The 15,109-nt window shown below is 68.9% G+C and carries 15 protein-coding genes; 7 read left to right on the top strand and 8 right to left on the bottom strand.

Annotation, left to right across the window (positions count from 1 at the left end):
* Positions 1–90: 90 nt before the first annotated feature.
* The 3 genes from EJJ38_RS02365 to EJJ38_RS02355 form a co-directional block, all read right to left on the bottom strand.
* The gene (locus EJJ38_RS02365) at positions 91–3,225 is read right to left on the bottom strand and encodes an efflux RND transporter permease subunit (protein WP_127088514.1); all 3,135 of its coding nucleotides are present in this window, start codon (positions 3,223–3,225) and stop codon (positions 91–93) included.
* Positions 3,225–4,433, bottom strand: coding sequence for an efflux RND transporter periplasmic adaptor subunit (locus tag EJJ38_RS02360; protein ID WP_245454073.1), 1,209 nt, complete (start codon positions 4,431–4,433; stop codon positions 3,225–3,227). The genes EJJ38_RS02365 and EJJ38_RS02360 overlap by 1 nt, the downstream gene beginning before the upstream one ends.
* Positions 4,434–4,510: 77 nt before the next feature.
* A complete protein-coding gene (locus tag EJJ38_RS02355) occupies positions 4,511–5,140 on the bottom strand; it encodes a TetR/AcrR family transcriptional regulator (protein WP_127088512.1) in 630 nt (209 codons plus the stop codon).
* Between the two features lie 131 nt (positions 5,141–5,271).
* On the opposite strand from EJJ38_RS02355, the gene EJJ38_RS02350 reads away from it, so the two are divergent.
* A complete protein-coding gene (locus EJJ38_RS02350) occupies positions 5,272–5,703 on the top strand; it encodes a DUF3574 domain-containing protein (protein WP_127088511.1) in 432 nt (143 codons plus the stop codon).
* 9 nt (positions 5,704–5,712) lie between these two features.
* Here EJJ38_RS02350 and EJJ38_RS02345 read toward each other — a convergent pair whose 3' ends face one another.
* Entirely contained in the window at positions 5,713–7,002 is a 1,290-nt protein-coding gene (locus EJJ38_RS02345) for a haloacid dehalogenase-like hydrolase (RefSeq protein WP_127088510.1), read from the bottom strand.
* Positions 7,003–7,131: 129 nt separating this feature from the next.
* Here EJJ38_RS02345 and EJJ38_RS02340 point away from each other — a divergent pair, with 129 nt between their 5' ends.
* Positions 7,132–7,821, top strand: coding sequence for a sulfate transporter family protein (locus EJJ38_RS02340; RefSeq protein ID WP_127088509.1), 690 nt, complete (start codon positions 7,132–7,134; stop codon positions 7,819–7,821).
* A gap of 3 nt (positions 7,822–7,824) precedes the next feature.
* Here EJJ38_RS02340 and nth read toward each other — a convergent pair whose 3' ends face one another.
* Positions 7,825–8,673 carry an endonuclease III gene (gene nth / locus EJJ38_RS02335; protein ID WP_205666085.1) on the bottom strand — a complete coding sequence of 283 codons (849 nt, stop codon included), beginning with the start codon at positions 8,671–8,673 and terminating at the stop codon, positions 7,825–7,827.
* Positions 8,674–8,694: 21 nt separating this feature from the next.
* On the opposite strand from nth, the gene EJJ38_RS02330 reads away from it, so the two are divergent.
* The 4 genes from EJJ38_RS02330 to EJJ38_RS02315 all read left to right on the top strand — a co-directional run bounded on the left by EJJ38_RS02330 (position 8,695) and on the right by EJJ38_RS02315 (position 11,131).
* Entirely contained in the window at positions 8,695–9,216 is a 522-nt protein-coding gene (locus EJJ38_RS02330; RefSeq protein ID WP_127088508.1) for a DUF2244 domain-containing protein, read from the top strand.
* Positions 9,217–9,333: 117 nt separating this feature from the next.
* A complete protein-coding gene (locus EJJ38_RS02325; protein WP_127088672.1) occupies positions 9,334–10,227 on the top strand; it encodes a bifunctional helix-turn-helix domain-containing protein/methylated-DNA--[protein]-cysteine S-methyltransferase in 894 nt (297 codons plus the stop codon).
* Between the two features lie 43 nt (positions 10,228–10,270).
* Entirely contained in the window at positions 10,271–10,663 is a 393-nt protein-coding gene (locus EJJ38_RS02320) for a TIGR02301 family protein (RefSeq protein WP_127088507.1), read from the top strand.
* 198 nt (positions 10,664–10,861) lie between these two features.
* Positions 10,862–11,131 carry a hypothetical protein gene (locus EJJ38_RS02315; RefSeq protein ID WP_127088506.1) on the top strand — a complete coding sequence of 90 codons (270 nt, stop codon included), beginning with the start codon at positions 10,862–10,864 and terminating at the stop codon, positions 11,129–11,131.
* Positions 11,132–11,154: 23 nt separating this feature from the next.
* On the opposite strand, the gene EJJ38_RS02310 is transcribed toward EJJ38_RS02315, so the two are convergent.
* Positions 11,155–11,598 (bottom strand): MarR family winged helix-turn-helix transcriptional regulator, encoded by a 444-nt coding sequence (locus EJJ38_RS02310; RefSeq protein WP_127088505.1) that lies wholly within the window; start codon positions 11,596–11,598, stop codon positions 11,155–11,157.
* A gap of 146 nt (positions 11,599–11,744) precedes the next feature.
* Here EJJ38_RS02310 and EJJ38_RS02305 point away from each other — a divergent pair, with 146 nt between their 5' ends.
* Positions 11,745–12,620: an alpha/beta fold hydrolase gene (locus EJJ38_RS02305; RefSeq protein ID WP_127088504.1), complete on the top strand. Its 876-nt coding sequence runs from the start codon at positions 11,745–11,747 to the stop codon at positions 12,618–12,620.
* 59 nt (positions 12,621–12,679) lie between these two features.
* On the opposite strand, the gene EJJ38_RS02300 is transcribed toward EJJ38_RS02305, so the two are convergent.
* Positions 12,680–14,188, bottom strand: coding sequence for a leucyl aminopeptidase (locus EJJ38_RS02300; RefSeq protein WP_127088503.1), 1,509 nt, complete (start codon positions 14,186–14,188; stop codon positions 12,680–12,682).
* A gap of 151 nt (positions 14,189–14,339) precedes the next feature.
* Complete coding sequence (locus tag EJJ38_RS02295) at positions 14,340–15,095, bottom strand: SDR family NAD(P)-dependent oxidoreductase (RefSeq protein ID WP_127088502.1); 756 nt, start codon at positions 15,093–15,095, stop codon at positions 14,340–14,342.
* Positions 15,096–15,109 lie beyond the last annotated feature (14 nt).

Genomic DNA, 15,109 nt, shown 5'->3' with positions numbered 1-15,109 from the left:
CGTGGATGCCCGGGACAAGCCCGGGCATGACGGCCCTAAGAGGCCAAAATCGCTCCAGCGATCCGAATATCGATCCAACCGAGGGGACGTTCACTCGGCGGGGCGGGAGGCGGTGTGCGCGGGCGTCTCGTCCTCGCCCGGTTCGTCCTTCTTGCCGATGAAGCGGCCGAAGATGCGGCTCAGCAGATGGTCGAGATCGTCCATCACCGAGAACACCGCCGGCACGAACACCAGCGAGAGCACGGTGGAGGCCAAAAGGCCACCGATGACCGCGATGGCCATGGGCGCGCGGAACGCGCCGCCTTCCCCCAGGCCCAGCGCCGAGGGCACCATGCCCGCCGCCATGGCGATGGTGGTCATGACGATGGGCTGGGCGCGCTTGCGGCCCGCCTCGATGAGCGCCGTGAAGCGGTCATGCCCCTCGGCCATGGCGACCACCGCGAAATCCACCAGCAGGATGGCGTTCTTGGTGACGATGCCCATGAGCATGAGGAAGCCGATGACCACCGGCAGCGACACGGAATTGCCCGTGAGCAGCAGCGCCACGAAGGCGCCGCCCACCGAGAGGGGGAGCGAAATAAGAATGGTGATGGGCTGCAGCACATCGTGGAACAGCAGCACCAGCACCGCCAGAACCAGCATGATGCCCGCCGCGATGGCCATGGCGAAGCCGGAGAAGACCTCGCCCATGATCTCCGCGTCGCCCGATTCCTTCAGCGCCACGCCGGGCGGAAGGTCGCGGGCGGCGGGCAGCGCCTTCACCGCCTCCAGCGCCGTGCCCAGCGGCGTGTCGCCCACAAGGTCCGCCTCCACCGCGATGCGGCGGGCGCGGTCATAGCGGTCGATGGCGGTGGGCCCCTTGCCGAAGCTGATGGTGGCCACCGACGAGAGCGGCACCGACACGCCCGGCGTGGACGTGGGCACGCGGATGGCGTCGAAGGTGGCGAGCTGGGCGCGCGCCTTCTCGTCCATCTTCACGCGGATATCGATCTGCCGGTCCTTGGCGGAGAATTTCGCGAGGTTGGCGTTGATGTCGCCGATGGTGGCGATGCGCACCGTCTCGGCGATGGTGTCCACCGACACGCCCAGTTCCGCCGCCTGGTCGAGCTTGGGCACGATGCGGATTTCCGGCCGGTCGAGGGACGCGGAGGAGACCACGTTGGTGAGCACGCCCACCTGGTCGCGGGTCTGCGTCTCCAGCTTCAGCGCCGCCTGTTCCACCGCCGCCCCGTCATTGCCGGAGAGGATCACGGTGAAGCCGCGCTGGGTGTTCTGCCCGTTGGCGCTCCAGGAAAAGCGCATGTCGGGCAGGTTGCGCAGCTCCGCATCCAGCCGGTCCTCGAAGTCCGACTGGGAGACGGTACGATCCGCGCGGGGCTTCAGGTTCACGATGATGGTGGCCTTGCGCACCTCGCCCGCCGACATGGACATGCCCCCCTCCCCGCCGTCACCGGCGGTGGAATAGACGCTCGCCACTTCGGGCTGAGCCATCAGCATGGAGGTGATGCGGTCGGAGACCTTCTGGGTCTCACTGAGCGTGGTGCCCGGCGGCATCTCCACCGAAAGCATGGTGCGCGAGATGTCGTTCTCCGGCAGGAAGCCGGAGGGCAGCATGGTGGAGAGGAAAATGGTGCCCGCGAACACGCCGAAGCCCATGAGAATGGTCAGGAAGCGATGGCGGATGGACCAGGCCAGGATGCGCACATAAGAGCGCATGACCGGCCCGTCGCGTTCCTGGCGGTGGCCCGTATCGCGCAGGAAATAGGCGGCGAACAAGGGCGTGATGAGCCGCGCCACCGCCAGCGAGAACAGCACCGCGATGGCCACCGTGATGCCGAACTGCTTGAAATACTGCCCGGCAATGCCGCTCATGAAGGAGACCGGCACGAACACGGCGGCGATGGTGAGCGTGGTGGCCACCACCGCCAGACCGATCTCGTCCGCCGCCTCGATGGAGGCGCGATAGGGCGACTTGCCCTGCCGCATATGGCGCACGATGTTCTCGATCTCCACGATGGCATCATCCACCAGGATGCCCGTCACCAGGGTAATGGCCAGTAGGCTCACCGCATTCAGCGAGAAGCCCAGCATGTCCATGATCCAGAAGGTGGGCAGGATGGACAAAGGGATGGCCAGCGTGGTGATGAGCGTCGCCCGCCAGTCGCGCAGGAACAGGAACACCACGATCACCGCCAGGATCGCCCCCTCGATGAGGGTGTGCATGGCGGATTCATAGTCCGCCTTGGTGTAGCGGACCGTGGTGTCGATCATGGAGATGGAGATGTCGGGATTGGCCTCCTGCAGCTCCTTCACCGCCTCGGCCACGCGGTCATAGACCACCACGTCCGAGAAGCCCTTGGCGCGGAACACGCCGAACGCCACCACGGGGCGCCCGTCGAGGCGGGCGAAGCTGCGGGCCTCCTCGGCCCCGTCATAGACCGTTCCCAGATCCTTCAGGCGCACATGGCGGCCGTTGGAGAGCACGATGCGGGTGTCGGCCAGTTCGTCCACGGTGGCCGCGCCCGCGAGGGTGCGGATGGACTGCTCCTGGGTTCCCACCTCGCCGCGCCCGCCGGACACATCCACATTGGTGGCGCGCAACTGGCGGCTCACCTCCGCCGCCGTGATGCCGAGCGCCATCAGCCGGTCGGGGTCGAGCGACACCCGGATCTCGCGCGCGAGGCCCCCCTGGCGCTTCACCTGGGCGACGCCGCGCACGCCCTGGAGCGCACGCGCCACCGTATCGTCCACGAACCAGGACAATTCCTCCGTGGAGAGGCTGGCGGAGGACAGCGCATAGGTCACGATGGCCGCGCCCTCGATGTCCACGCGCTGGATCTGCGGCTCGTCGATGGACTGGGGCAAATCGGAGCGGATCTTGGTGACCGCGTCGCGCACATCGTTCACCGCCCGGTCCACCTGGGTCTCCAGGTGGAATTCCACGATGGCGACGGACGCGCCTTCCGAGACGGAGGAGGTGATGTGCTTCACGCCAGCGACGCCGGCAACGGCATTCTCCACCTTCTTGGTCACCTGCGTCTCCAGCTCGCTGGGCGCGGCGCCCGGCTGGGTGATGGAGACCATGACGATGGGCACGTCGATATTGGGCATCTGCGTGACCGGCATGGACCGGAAATGCACGATGCCGAGCGCGGTGAGCACCACGAACAGGACGAGCGAGGGGATCGGCTTGCGGATCGCCCAGGCGGAGATGTTGAGGGCCATCAGCGGGCACCCGTCGCCGGAGCACGGCTGGCGCTCACATCGGTGGTCATGACGGGGCGGACCCGGTCTCCGTCGCGCAGGAAGCCGCCCGCGCGCACCACCACCACGTCCTGCGGCTTGAGGCCGCCCGTGACCTCAACCACGCCCTGCCCCTTCAGCCCGGCGCCCACGCGGCGCTCGCGCACGATGGCGTCCTCCACCACCATGACATAGGCGCCGTCGCCGTCGAACATCACGGCGGAGAGCGGCACGGTGAGGGCATCGCGCCGCCCCAGTTCCACGAGGCCGCGCCCATAGGTGCCCGGACGCAGCTCCGGATCGGCGGCGAGCGCCACCTTCACCTCTCCAAGGCGCGTGGACTTGTCCACCTGGGCCGCAATGAGGCGCACCGTGCCGTCCACCGGCTGGGTGAAGCCGGCGGGCGTCACCTGCACCTTCTGGCCCACCTTGAGCCGCGCCATGCTGGCCTCGGGCACCTGGGCGTCCAGGTCCACGGCGCCGTCGCGGGCGATGGTGAAGAGCGGATCGCTGCGGGTGGACAGGACGATGGCGCCGATGCGGGCATGGCGGGCCAGCACCACCCCCGCCTCGGGCGCCTTGATGTCGGTGCGCGCGAGGCGCAGCTCGATCTCCGCCCGCTGGGCAGCCACCAAGGTGGAATCCGCCTCGGCGGCGGCCAGCATCTCGCGGGCGGCGGCCACCTGGGCGGTCGCCACCTTCACCGCGCGCTCGCGCTCGTCCAGCTGCTCCTGGGAGGAGACGCCGGTCTTGCGCAGCTGGCGCGTGCGGTCCACGGCGGTCAGGGCCTCCGCCTCCTGGGCGAGGGTCTGGTCCAGATTGGCCTTCTGCTGGGCGATGGCGGCCCGCGCCTTGGCGGCATTGGCGGTGTTCTGGGCGAGCTGCACGTCCAGCATGTCGCGCGAGAGGCGCGCCAGAACCTGGCCCTTCTCCACCCGGTCACCGGCTTCCGCCAGCAATTCCACCAGCCGGTAGCCCTCGATTTCAGGCCCCACCTGGATCTCCTCGCGCGGCAGCAGAGAGCCGGTCACCAGCAGCGTGTCCGACATTTCCCGGCGCACGGGATGGGTGACGCTCACCGCCAGCCCCTTCTGCTCGGCGGGCACGGGATCGGCCGCGAGGGCAGGCGCAGGGATGGCGCCCGCGAGGGCGAGGAGAAGGAGAGCCGAGAAGCGGGCGAAACGGTCCATGGGGGCCGGGTTCCAATTGTGTGCAGGCATTGCCGTAAAAGCGGGTTGCGACGGTTTTCAGGCGGAAATTTCGAGTTTTATGTCTCAACCTCTCCCACCTGGGGGGCGATCATGCGCCGGATGAGATCCGCCAAGGCGTCCGCGCGCCCGGCGAGCTGCCATTCTGGATGCAGCAGATTGTGCAGGATCAGGCCGTCGCCGATCATGTTGAAGAGCATGTTGAGGGTTTCCAGATCGATGGCGGGATCGATCTCGCCCCGCGCGCGGGCGGCCTCCAGCGTGGCGACAAGCCGCGCCCGCGTCTCTTCCTCCACCGGCTCCAGGGCATCGCGCAGCGTCTCGTTGCGGATCGCCTCGGCCATCACTTCCGGGCCGAGCGCCTTGCAGGGCAGGAGCGGCTCCGGGGAGAGCATCACGTCGAGGCAGTCCCGCAGGCCGTCCACGAAGGTCGGGGCGCCGTCCAGCGCGTCGAGGATGCGGGCGCGGTCCGCCCGCTCGCCCTCGACGATGGCGCCGATCAGGGATTCCTTGGAGGGAAAGTAGCGATAGAGCGCACCCGGGCTCATGCCCGCCTCGGCGCAGATCTGCTGCATGGAGGTGCCGTGGAAGCCGTCGCGGCTGAAGCAGACCGCCGCCGCCGCGATGATCCGGCGCCGCTGCTCCGCCCGATGCTCCTGCTGTCCCGTCTGCGGACCTTCCATGCCCATGGCGACACCGGATGCGAATGAACGTTCGCTCTCATATCGCCGGAGTGGGTCGGGATCAAGGCGGATCGGCGGGATAGGCAAGCCGGGACGCCTGCTCTATTCAGCTTGGCACGGTCCTGCCGGAGCCAGCCATGTTTCGTCCTACGATGATCCGCCTTCTCGTCCTCGCCTTCGCCGTGACGGCGTCCGGCCTCGCCTCCGCCCAATCCCCCGCGCCGTCCCCGACGCCCGGCTGGCAGGCCAGCCCGTGGGCGGACAGCGTCATGGTGCAGAGCGAGCTGCGCTTCGAGCTGGAGAGCCCCGATGGCAAGGGGGTGAGCGCCCAGCAGTGGAATCAGTTCGCCACCGAGACGGTGCGCCCGCGCTTTTCGGACGGCGTCACCGTGCTGGAGGCGAGCACCCTCACCGCCACCGGCATCGCCGGGGTGCGCGTGATGCTCATTCTCCACCCCAACACGCCGGACGCCCTCGCGAAGGTCGGCCAGATCACCGCCGACTATGCCCGCCGCTTCGGCGGGGCGAAGGCGACCCGGCTCGACTATCCGGTCCGCGTCACGCCCTGAGGCCTCCCATCAGGCCCGCACCAGGGTCTCGGCCTGCTGTCCGAGCTTCAGCGTCTGCGCCGAGGGGCGCCATTCGCCGGTATTCTCGTTGCGCCCCTGGAGCATGAAGCGCGGCGCGGGCGCGCCCATCTGCTCGGCGGCCTTGCGGCTCAATTCGCCGATGCCGCCACCCTTCACGCGGTTCACGATCACGCCCAGGGCCGTCTCCTGGAATTCGGACAGCATGTTGAAGTCGCCGTCGCTGTCGCCGAACACAATGAGCGGGCCGAAGCCGCGCGCATCCACCATGGTCCGGCGGATCGCCTGCACCTTGCCCGGCCCCCAGGTGATGGGCCAGTCCTGCGCGGGGCGCCAGTCCATCTTCCCGTCGCGGCGCTGCATGCGGATGCCGTACACATGCGCCTCGGGCAGGCCGTAGCCGTAGCGCGGATCGCAGGCGAACACCTTCACCACCTCCTCGCAGGACGCGCTCACCACGAACACGTCGATGCCCGCCGCCATGAGGGCGTGCTGGATGCAGGCGATCTCGGGGGTGAGGCGCAGGCCGTCCAGATGGGTCTGGCTCACCACCCCCGCCTTGCCGGGGCGGCCGCGGGGCGAGGTGAAGGTGATCTCCGCCATGGCGCGGCCCAGCGTCTCGTCATTGTTGAGGCGCGCCAGCGCCTGCAAGTCCTCGGGCGTTCCGCCCGCGAGGAAGCCCACCATCCAGCCGTCGCCCACGAGGTCGCCGAACGTGTCGGTGATGGCGTTGTAGGTGAAGAACAGCTTGGCCTTGAGGCTCTGGAGCCGCTCATCCTTGGCGAGATCCGCGCGCTTCTCCTCACGCGCGGGCGTGCCGTAGGCGGCGGCGAGGGCGGCATAATCCGCATCGATGTCGGCCGCGAGATCCGCGAACGCGACCGGCGCCCCGGCGGCGTTGCGATAAGAAGCCGCGAACGGCCCCTCGGGCACCCCGGCCCGCAGCGCCTGGGCGAACTCGGCCGGAGGCAGGCGGAAGGCGAAGCGCTCGATGAGAGTGAGGAACAGCGTTTCCTCGCAATCATTCATGATGGACGTGTTGTCCCAGTCGAACACCGCATAGGGGCGGCGGGCGGGATCGAAGTCCGCATTGCCCCGCCCGTGCTGACGCATCAGCGTGATGAGGCGCGCCCGCAGGGCCGGCGAGATCTTCAGCGGCGGCAAGGACGGCGCGACGGCCGCGTCCAGCGGCTCCATCGGCTCGGCCCTGGCGGACCGCAGCACCAGCGGGGCGGCGAGAGGCAGCGTGAGGGCGGCGGTGAGAAGATCGCGGCGGCGCATGGCAGGTCCGATGGCATCGTGTTACCGGGCGCATGGAAGACCGCGGGGGGTGACGGCAGAATGACGGCCCTTGAGCTACGCGGGCCGCGCCCCCACCTTGGCGGTAACGCTCACCACGAAGGGTCCTTCATGTTTTCCGATGCCCTCACCGCCCTGCAACAGGTCTTCTCCCCGCTGCTTCGTGGCGTGCTCTGGAAGTCCGTGGGGCTGGCGCTCGCGCTGCTGGTCGTGCTCGGCATCGGCCTGAACGTCATTCTCGGCTGGCTGGTGGACCTGCCCACCCATCCCTGGCTGGAGACCACCATCGCCGTCATGGCGGGCCTCGGCATCGTCTTCGGCGCGCTCTATCTGGTGCCGGCGGTGTCCACGCTGGTGGCAGGCCTGTTCCTGGACGATGTGGCCGAGGCGGTGGAGAAGGCGAGCTACCCCGCCGACGCGCCGGGCCTGCCCCAGCCGGTGGGCCGCGCGCTGCTCTATTCGCTACGCTTCTTCCTGCTGGTGCTGGTGGTGAACCTCGTCGCCTTGCTCCTGCTCCTGGTGCCGGGCGTGAACCTCGTCATCTTCTTCCTGGTGAACGCCTATCTGCTCTCGCGGGAATATTTCGAGCTGGCGGCCATGCGCTTCGTCTCCCCCGCCGAGGCGCGGGCGCTGCGCCAGCAGAATGCCGTGACGGTGTTCTTCGCGGGCTTCTTCATCGCGCCGGTGCTCATGATCCCGGTGGTGAACCTCATCACCCCGGTCTACGGCACCGCCTTCATGGTGCATCTGCACAAGCGCATCGCCGCCCGCACGGGCCGCGCGCGCTTCATCGAGGCGTGAGGCTCACAAGGCTGTCTTGCCGGTCCAGCGGCACAGATCCTGGATCACGCAGACGGGGCAGTCCGGCGCGCGGGCCTTGCACACATAGCGCCCGTGCAGGATCAGCCAATGGTGGGCATGCAGCTTGAAGCGGTCGGGAATGCGCGCCTCCAGCCCCAGTTCCACGTCCAGCGGCGTGGCGCCGGGGGCAAGGCCCGTGCGATTGGCCACGCGGAACAGATGGGTGTCCACGGCGATGGTGGGCACGCCGAAGGCGATGTTCAGCACCACATTGGCGGTCTTGCGCCCCACGCCCGGCAGCGCCTCCAGCGCCGCCCGGTCAGCCGGAACCGCGCCGCCATGCCGCTCCAGCAGCAGGCGGGAGAGTTCCACCACATTCTTCGCCTTGCCCTTGTAGAGGCCGAGGGTGCGGATGTGCTGCGCCACGCGCTCCTCGCCCAGCGCCACCATGGCGGCGGGGGTGGAAGCGGCGGCGAACAGGCCGCGCGTCGCCTTGTTCACCCCCACATCGGTGGCCTGGGCGGAAAGCACCACCGCGACGAGAAGGGTGTAGGCGTCCGAATGGTCCAGCTCGCCCTGCGGCTCGGGATCACGCCGCTCGAAGCGGGTGAAGGCCTCCACGATCTCCGCCTCGCTCCAGGCGGCCACCGAGCGCCCGTGCAAGGCGGCGGCGGCATTGGCCACCGCCCGGCGGCGCGGCGGAGGGGAGCTTGCGGGCGGCAGCACGATCGCAGCCTTGCCGCGCGCCTTGGCAGGTGCGGGCGCCTTGGTTTGGGCGGACGCCTTTCCCGGCGCACGGCCGCGCGGGGACGTGATTCCGCCTGCGGGTGAATCTGTGGTTTTGCGGGCCATTTTCTCCCTATAGTGGGCGCCATGACGAAGGCCAATGACCTGCCCTTCCCGGACGACGGAGAACCGACGGTTTTCGCGGCCGCCATGGCGCCGCACCGTTCGCTGTCGCCGCGCGGCTTTCTCCTCGTCATGCTGGCCATCGGCGGGGTCAGCTTCCTCAGCGGCTTCTATTTCCTCTCCTTGGGCGCCTGGCCCATCCTCGGTTTCTTCGGGCTGGACGTGGCCCTGCTCTATTTCGCCTTCCGCGCCAGCTTCCGCTCGGCGGCGGCGCGCGAATTCATCCGCATCACGCCCAGCCTCGTGCAGGTGCGGCAGGTGTCGGCGCGGGGCGAAGCACGGGAGGCGCGCATGAACCCCTTCTTCACCCGCGTGAAGCGGCGCGACATGGAGGAGATCGGCACGCTGGACCTTGCTCTGGTCACCCGCGAGCGGCAGGTGGCGGTGGGCATCCATCTCGGCCCGTGGCAGAAGGCGGATTTGGCGGACGAACTGGGCGCGGCGCTCGGCGAAGTGAAGAAGGGCGTCACCCGCACGGTGTTCTGAACCCTGCGTCCCGGTGGGGCGAAATCGGGTGGATGCCCCTCGCCCGCGCTGGTGGAATGGGCGACAGTAAGATCAGGAGCCACGCCCGTGCTCGCCCAGGAACATCTCGTCCTCGACATGCCCAAGTCCCTCGGCCTCGCCGTCCCCTCCCCCGCGACTCCCCTGGAGATCGCCGCCTGCGACTATGACCTGGTGCGCCAGGCCGTGGCCTATGTGACGCAGCATGTGCGCCGCCAGCCGGAAGTGGAGGAGATCGCGGCCGCCGTGGGCGTGCCCGCCCGCGCGCTCACGGACCTGTTCCGCCGCTGGTGCGGGCTCACCCCCAAGGCCTTCCTCCAGGCGGTGACCCTGGACCGCGCCCGGCGGGTTCTGGCGGAAAGCACCAATGTGCTGGACGCCGCCCTGGAACTGGGCCTGTCCGGTCCCGGCCGCCTGCACGATCTGTTCGTGGTGCACGAGGCCATGTCGCCGGGCGAATGGAAGACCGGCGGGGCGGGCCTCGAAATCCGCTACGGCTTCCACCCCTCCCCCTTCGGCATGGCGCTGGCCATGGGCACCAAGCGCGGCCTGTGCGGGCTCGCCTTCGCCGATGCGGGCGAGGACGTGGCGGCACTGGCGGACATGCGGCGACGCTGGCCCAATGCGGCCTTCGTGGAGGACCCCGCCGCCACCGCGCCCCTGGTGAAGCGCATATTCGACCCCGAGGCGTGGCGGCAGGACCAGCCGCTGCGCATCGTCTTCATCGGCACGGATTTCGAGGTGCGGGTGTGGGAGACGCTGCTGCGCATCCCCATGGGCCGCGCCACCACCTATTCCACCATCGCCGGCCATGTGGGCAAGCCGCTGGCCGCGCGGGCGGTGGGGGCTGCGGTGGGCAAGAACCCCATCTCCTTCGTGGTCCCCTGCCATCGCGTGCTGGGCAAGAGCGGCGATCTCACCGGCTATCATTGGGGCCTCACCCGCAAGCGGGCCATACTGGGCTGGGAGGCGGGCAAGGTCCTCACGCCGTGAGGCCCCTCTTGACCTCGCGGGCGCGGGGCGCCACCACAGAGGCATGACGCGCGCCCTTCCCGTCCTCGCATCCGCTCTGGCCCTCGTCCTGGCTCTCGCCGGGCCGGCCAAGGCCGTGGAAGGCTCCACCCCGCCTTATGAGGCCGACCTCTTGAAGCTGGCCGAGCTTCTGGGCGGACTGCATTATCTGCGCCCGCTCTGCGGCCTTAGCGCGGAAAGCCAGAGCTGGCGCACCGAAATGCAGGCGCTGATGGATGCCGAGCAGCCTTCCGATGCGCGGCGGGGAAAGCTCATCGCCGCCTTCAACCAGGGCTATGGCAGCTATGCCCAGGTCTATCGCACCTGCACCCCCGCCGCCGCCCAGGCGGTGACGCGCCAGCTGGACGAAGGCGCGAAGCTCGCCCACGAGATCGTGGTCCGCTACGGCGGAAACTGAGACCTCGCCGGTCCGCCGGGGGCATTAACCTTTCGTTCAGAACTTGCCCCCCCGCGCCGGGCGCCATGCTACTCATGCGGGCGTCGCCCTGGAGCGCGATCCGACCGGCCTGCGCAGGCCCGCCGGGCATCGCGCGCCACACGCAGAAAGAGGGACGGCCGCCCGGCGGTCCCTCACCACGGAAAGAGAACAACCGACGTGTCGAGCACCGGCTACGCCCCCCGTGTCCCTGACCTCGCCGAAGCCGCCTCAGACGAGCGGCATGCCGCGTTGTCCTATCTGGACGACGCCTGGACCGAGGCCATGCGGGACGGGCTGGACGAGGACTGCCTCGTTCAGGCGGCCCTGTTCACGGCGCTGCGCACCCTGGTGGACACCTATGGCGAGGAGCCCTGCGCCACCTATGTGGAAGGGCTCGCCCGGCGCATCCGCGCGGGGGAATACACCGTGGTGGGCCAGCGCCAGTAGGCGTACGCGCCACCGCCTACCCCTTACTCGTCAGTCGCCGCCTGAAGAGCCGCATCCAGCGCCTGGATCTGCCGGTTCAGGGCCTGCAGTTGGTCCGGGCTGAGCCCTGAGCGCTGCAACAGCGTCTGGCCGAGGCATGCGCTCCTGCTCAGCAAGGCCCGGCCCTCGTCCGTGAGCCACACCTGCACCTGCCGTTCGTCCGCCGCGTCCCTGCGGCGGGTGAGCAGGCCCGCCGCCTCCATGCGCTTTACCGCCGGGGTCACGGTGCTGGACTCCAGCGCCAGCCGCGCCGCGATGGCGCCGATGGTCCGCCCATCCTGTTCGCCCAGGACATTCAGCATCAGATATTGCGGATAGGTGATGCCCATGGCGTCCAGCATGGGCTTATAGGTGCGGTTGATGGCCATGCTGGTGCGGTAGAGCGTGAAGCAGATCTGCTCCTCCAGCGGAAACGGATGTTCGGCCATGGCGACCCTCCTCGGTACGCGGTTCGCGGCATTATATTATCACTGAAATAATTATCGTGATAATTTTTATCTGGACAGACCCGCCGGAGCGTCATAGCGTAAATTTATCGCGATAAACATTATCGCAAAATCAGATGGAGAGAGCCATGACCGCCAATTCGGATGCCGCCGGGACCCGGGCCAATGGACAGGGCAGCGGCTATGTCACCGCCGCCGACGGGGCGCAGATCTTCTACAAGGACTGGGGCACCGGCCAGCCCATCGTGTTCCATCACGGCTGGCCGCTCTCGGGCGACGACTGGGACGCCCAGATGATCTTCTTCCTGAACCAGGGCTATCGCGTCATTGCCCATGACCGGCGCGGCCACGGGCGCTCCACCCAGACCGACACCGGCAATGGGATGGACACCTATGCCGCCGATGTGGCCGCCCTCGCCCGCCATCTGGACCTGCGCGATGCCATCCATGTGGGCCATTCCACCGGCGGCGGCGAAGTGGCCCGCTATGTGGCTCAATATGGCGGCGACGGCCGCGTGGCCAAGGCGGTCCTGATCGGCGCGGTGCCGCCGGTGATGGTGAAATCGGAGAAAAACCCCGGCGGCCTGCCGCTGGAAGTCTTCGATGGCTTCCGCAAGGCGCTGGCGGACAATCGCGCGCAATTCTATCGCGATGTCCCGGCCGGGCCGTTCTACGGCTTCAACCGTCCGGGCGTGGCGACCCTTCCGGGCGTGGTGGACAATTGGTGGCGCCAGGGCATGGCCGGCGGGGCCAAGGCCCATTACGACTGCATCGCCGCCTTCTCGGAAACCGACTTCACCGAGGATCTGAAGGCCATCGCGGTGCCGACCCTGGTGCTGCACGGCGAGGACGACCAGATCGTCCCCATCGCGGACTCCGCTCACCTGTCCATCAAGCTGCTCAAGCAGGGCACGCTGAAGACCTATCCGGGCTATCCGCACGGCATGGCCACGACCCATGCGGACGTGATCAACGCCGACCTGCTCGCCTTCTTCAAGAGCTGAGCGTTAGCGACGAGCCAGACCATGCCCCGCAGCCCGACCGGGCTGCGGGGCATGACATGTCAGCCCTCGTAATAATCCGCCACCAGCTTGTCGAGCAGGCGCACGCCCCAGCCCGAGCCCCAGCTGCGGTTGATGTCGCTGGTGGGCGAGGACATGGCCGTGCCGGCCACGTCCAGATGGGCCCAAGGGGTCTTGTCCACGAAGCGCTGGAGGAATTGCGCGGCGGTGATGGAGCCACCATTGCGCCCGCCGGTATTCTTCATGTCGGCGAAACGGCTGTCGATGAGCTTGTCATATTCCGGGCCGAGCGGCATGCGCCACACCTTCTCGCCCGTGGCGAGCCCGGCGGCGGCGATCTCGCCGGCCAGCTTGTCGTCATTGGCGAACAGGCCCGCATGCTCCTGGCCGAGCGCCACCAGGATGGCGCCCGTGAGGGTGGCGAGATCCACCATGAAGCGCGGCTTGAAGCGCTCCTTGGCGTACCAGAGCACGTCGGCCAGCACGAGGCGGCCTTCCGCGTCCGTATTGATGATCTCGATGGTCTGGCCTGACATGGAGGCGACGATGTCGCCGGGGCGCTGGGCGGCCCCGTCCGGCATGTTCTCCACGCAGCCGATGATGCCCACCGCATTCACCTTGGCCTTGCGGGCGGCGAGCGCATAGAGGAGGCCGGTGACGCAGGCCGCGCCGCCCATGTCGCCCTTCATGTCCTCCATGCCCGCGGCGGGCTTGATGGAGATGCCGCCGGTGTCGAAGGTGACGCCCTTGCCGATGAAGGCCACGGGCTGGGACTTGGCCGAGGCGCCGTTCCAGCGCATCACCACCACCCGGCTTTCCTTGATGGAGCCCTGGCCGACGCCCAGCAGCGCGCGCATGCCGAGCTTGGCGAGATCCTCGTCGCCCAGAACCTCCACTTCCACGCCCACGGCCCGCAGGCCCTCGGCGCGGCGCGCGAATTCCGGCGGGTCCAGCACGTTGGACGGCTCGTTCACGAGGTCGCGGGCCAGCACGACGCCGTCCGCCACAGCCTCGCGGGCGGTCCAGGCGCGGCGCGCCATGGCCTCGTCGCCCACCAGGAAGGTGAGCGAAAGCGGCGCGGGCTCCGCTTCGCCTTCCTTGCGGCGGGTCTTGTAGCGGTCGAAGCTATAGCTGCGCAGCTTCGCGCCCAGCGCCATCTCGGCGGCGGCGGAGCCGGGCACGGTGCGGCCGGGCAGGTCCACCACCACGCTCGCCTCGCGGGTGCCGGCGGGCAGGCGGGCGGCGATGATGCCGCCGAGGCGCAGATAATCGCTCTCCTTCAGATCCTCGGCCTTGCCGACGCCCGCCACGATCACGCGGGAAACCGCCAGCTTCTCCGGCGCGAGCACATCCACCGCGCCACCCAGCCGGCCCTTGAACCGGTCCGCGTCGAGCGCGCGGGCGATGGCCGGGGCCGAAGGCTTCAGCGCCGCCTGGGCCAGCTTGCCGAAAGCCAGGGTCTCGTCGGTGAGCACCACGAGAACGCCCTTGGGCGCGGCATCGGCCTTGGCCGACAGCTTGGCGAACTGGATGGTGACGGGCTCGGACATGAACAGACCTCGGGCTGGAGCGTTTCCGAGCGGCAAAAGCGACGGCGCGCGGGGCGGAAACGCATGTGGATGGAGAGATAAGGCATTTCAACGGTCCCGTGGACCGCGAAATGCCGGGGGCCGCCGCCGCGCGGGCACCGGCCCGGCAGGATCAGGCGGGAGGCTGGAAATCGAGCATCCGGCCCGCGGGAAAATCATAAAGGCGCCCGGTATCCGCGCAGGCGGGCAGGCACAAGGGCAGGAGCGCGGCGGCGGCCGCCTCGGGGGTGGGCAGGGTTTCCGGATCCTCGCCCGGAAACGCCTTGGCCCGCATGCGCGTGCGGATGGGGCCGGGATTGAACAGGTTGACCTTCAGATTGCCCGTGAGGCTTTCGGCGGCCCAGGTCCGCGCCATCACCTCCAGCGCCGCCTTGGTGACGCTGTAGGGCCCCCAATAAGCGCGCGCCTTGTGCGCCGCACCCGAGGAGACGAACACCGCGCGCCCGGCGGTGGAGAGGCGCAGCAGGGGATCCAGCGAGCGCACGAAGCGGTAATTGGCCGTGAGATTGACGCAGAGCGCCTGGTCCCAGTCCTTGGGGTCCACATGGCCCACGGGGGTGAGGGGACCGAGGATTCCCGCATTGCCCACGAACACGTCGAGATGGCCATAGCGCTCATAGAGCGCGCCGCCCAGCCGGTCGATGGCGTCGTAATCGGTCACGTCCATGGGCACGAGCGTGGCGCTGGCGCCCGTCGCCTGGATGGCGTCGTCCAATTCCTCCAGCGCACCCTGGGTGCGGCCGACGGCCACCACATGGGCGCCGGCCTTGGCCAGCTCCAGAGCAATGGCCGCGCCGATGCCGCGCGTGGCACCGGTAACGAGGGCGATCCGGTCGGCGAGAGGCCGGTCTTCGAGCCGGTTTGTCATGGGGCATCCGGAAT

The organism is Aquabacter cavernae (assembly GCF_003993795.1).
GTDB lineage: Bacteria > Pseudomonadota > Alphaproteobacteria > Rhizobiales > Xanthobacteraceae > Aquabacter > Aquabacter cavernae.
The sequence above is the reverse complement of the archived record's forward strand: the minus strand, read 5'-3'. Positions and strand labels throughout refer to the sequence as shown.

Excerpts from the sequence above, each read along its gene's own strand:
- EJJ38_RS02325 (WP_127088672.1), top strand. The coding sequence starts at position 9,334 with ATGCCCAAGTCCCTCGGCCTCGCCGTCCCCTCCCCCGCGACTCCCCTG.
- nth (WP_205666085.1), bottom strand. The coding sequence starts at position 8,673 with ATGGCCCGCAAAACCACAGATTCACCCGCAGGCGGAATCACGTCCCCG.
- EJJ38_RS02305 (WP_127088504.1), top strand. The coding sequence starts at position 11,745 with ATGACCGCCAATTCGGATGCCGCCGGGACCCGGGCCAATGGACAGGGC.
- EJJ38_RS02295 (WP_127088502.1), bottom strand. The coding sequence starts at position 15,095 with ATGACAAACCGGCTCGAAGACCGGCCTCTCGCCGACCGGATCGCCCTC.
- EJJ38_RS02365 (WP_127088514.1), bottom strand. The coding sequence starts at position 3,225 with ATGGCCCTCAACATCTCCGCCTGGGCGATCCGCAAGCCGATCCCCTCG.
- EJJ38_RS02300 (WP_127088503.1), bottom strand. The coding sequence starts at position 14,188 with ATGTCCGAGCCCGTCACCATCCAGTTCGCCAAGCTGTCGGCCAAGGCC.
- EJJ38_RS02340 (WP_127088509.1), top strand. The coding sequence starts at position 7,132 with ATGTTTTCCGATGCCCTCACCGCCCTGCAACAGGTCTTCTCCCCGCTG.
- EJJ38_RS02355 (WP_127088512.1), bottom strand. The coding sequence starts at position 5,140 with ATGGGCATGGAAGGTCCGCAGACGGGACAGCAGGAGCATCGGGCGGAG.
- EJJ38_RS02360 (WP_245454073.1), bottom strand. The coding sequence starts at position 4,433 with ATGGACCGTTTCGCCCGCTTCTCGGCTCTCCTTCTCCTCGCCCTCGCG.
- EJJ38_RS02350 (WP_127088511.1), top strand. The coding sequence starts at position 5,272 with ATGTTTCGTCCTACGATGATCCGCCTTCTCGTCCTCGCCTTCGCCGTG.
- EJJ38_RS02310 (WP_127088505.1), bottom strand. The coding sequence starts at position 11,598 with ATGGCCGAACATCCGTTTCCGCTGGAGGAGCAGATCTGCTTCACGCTC.
- EJJ38_RS02320 (WP_127088507.1), top strand. The coding sequence starts at position 10,271 with ATGACGCGCGCCCTTCCCGTCCTCGCATCCGCTCTGGCCCTCGTCCTG.
- EJJ38_RS02330 (WP_127088508.1), top strand. The coding sequence starts at position 8,695 with ATGACGAAGGCCAATGACCTGCCCTTCCCGGACGACGGAGAACCGACG.
- EJJ38_RS02345 (WP_127088510.1), bottom strand. The coding sequence starts at position 7,002 with ATGCGCCGCCGCGATCTTCTCACCGCCGCCCTCACGCTGCCTCTCGCC.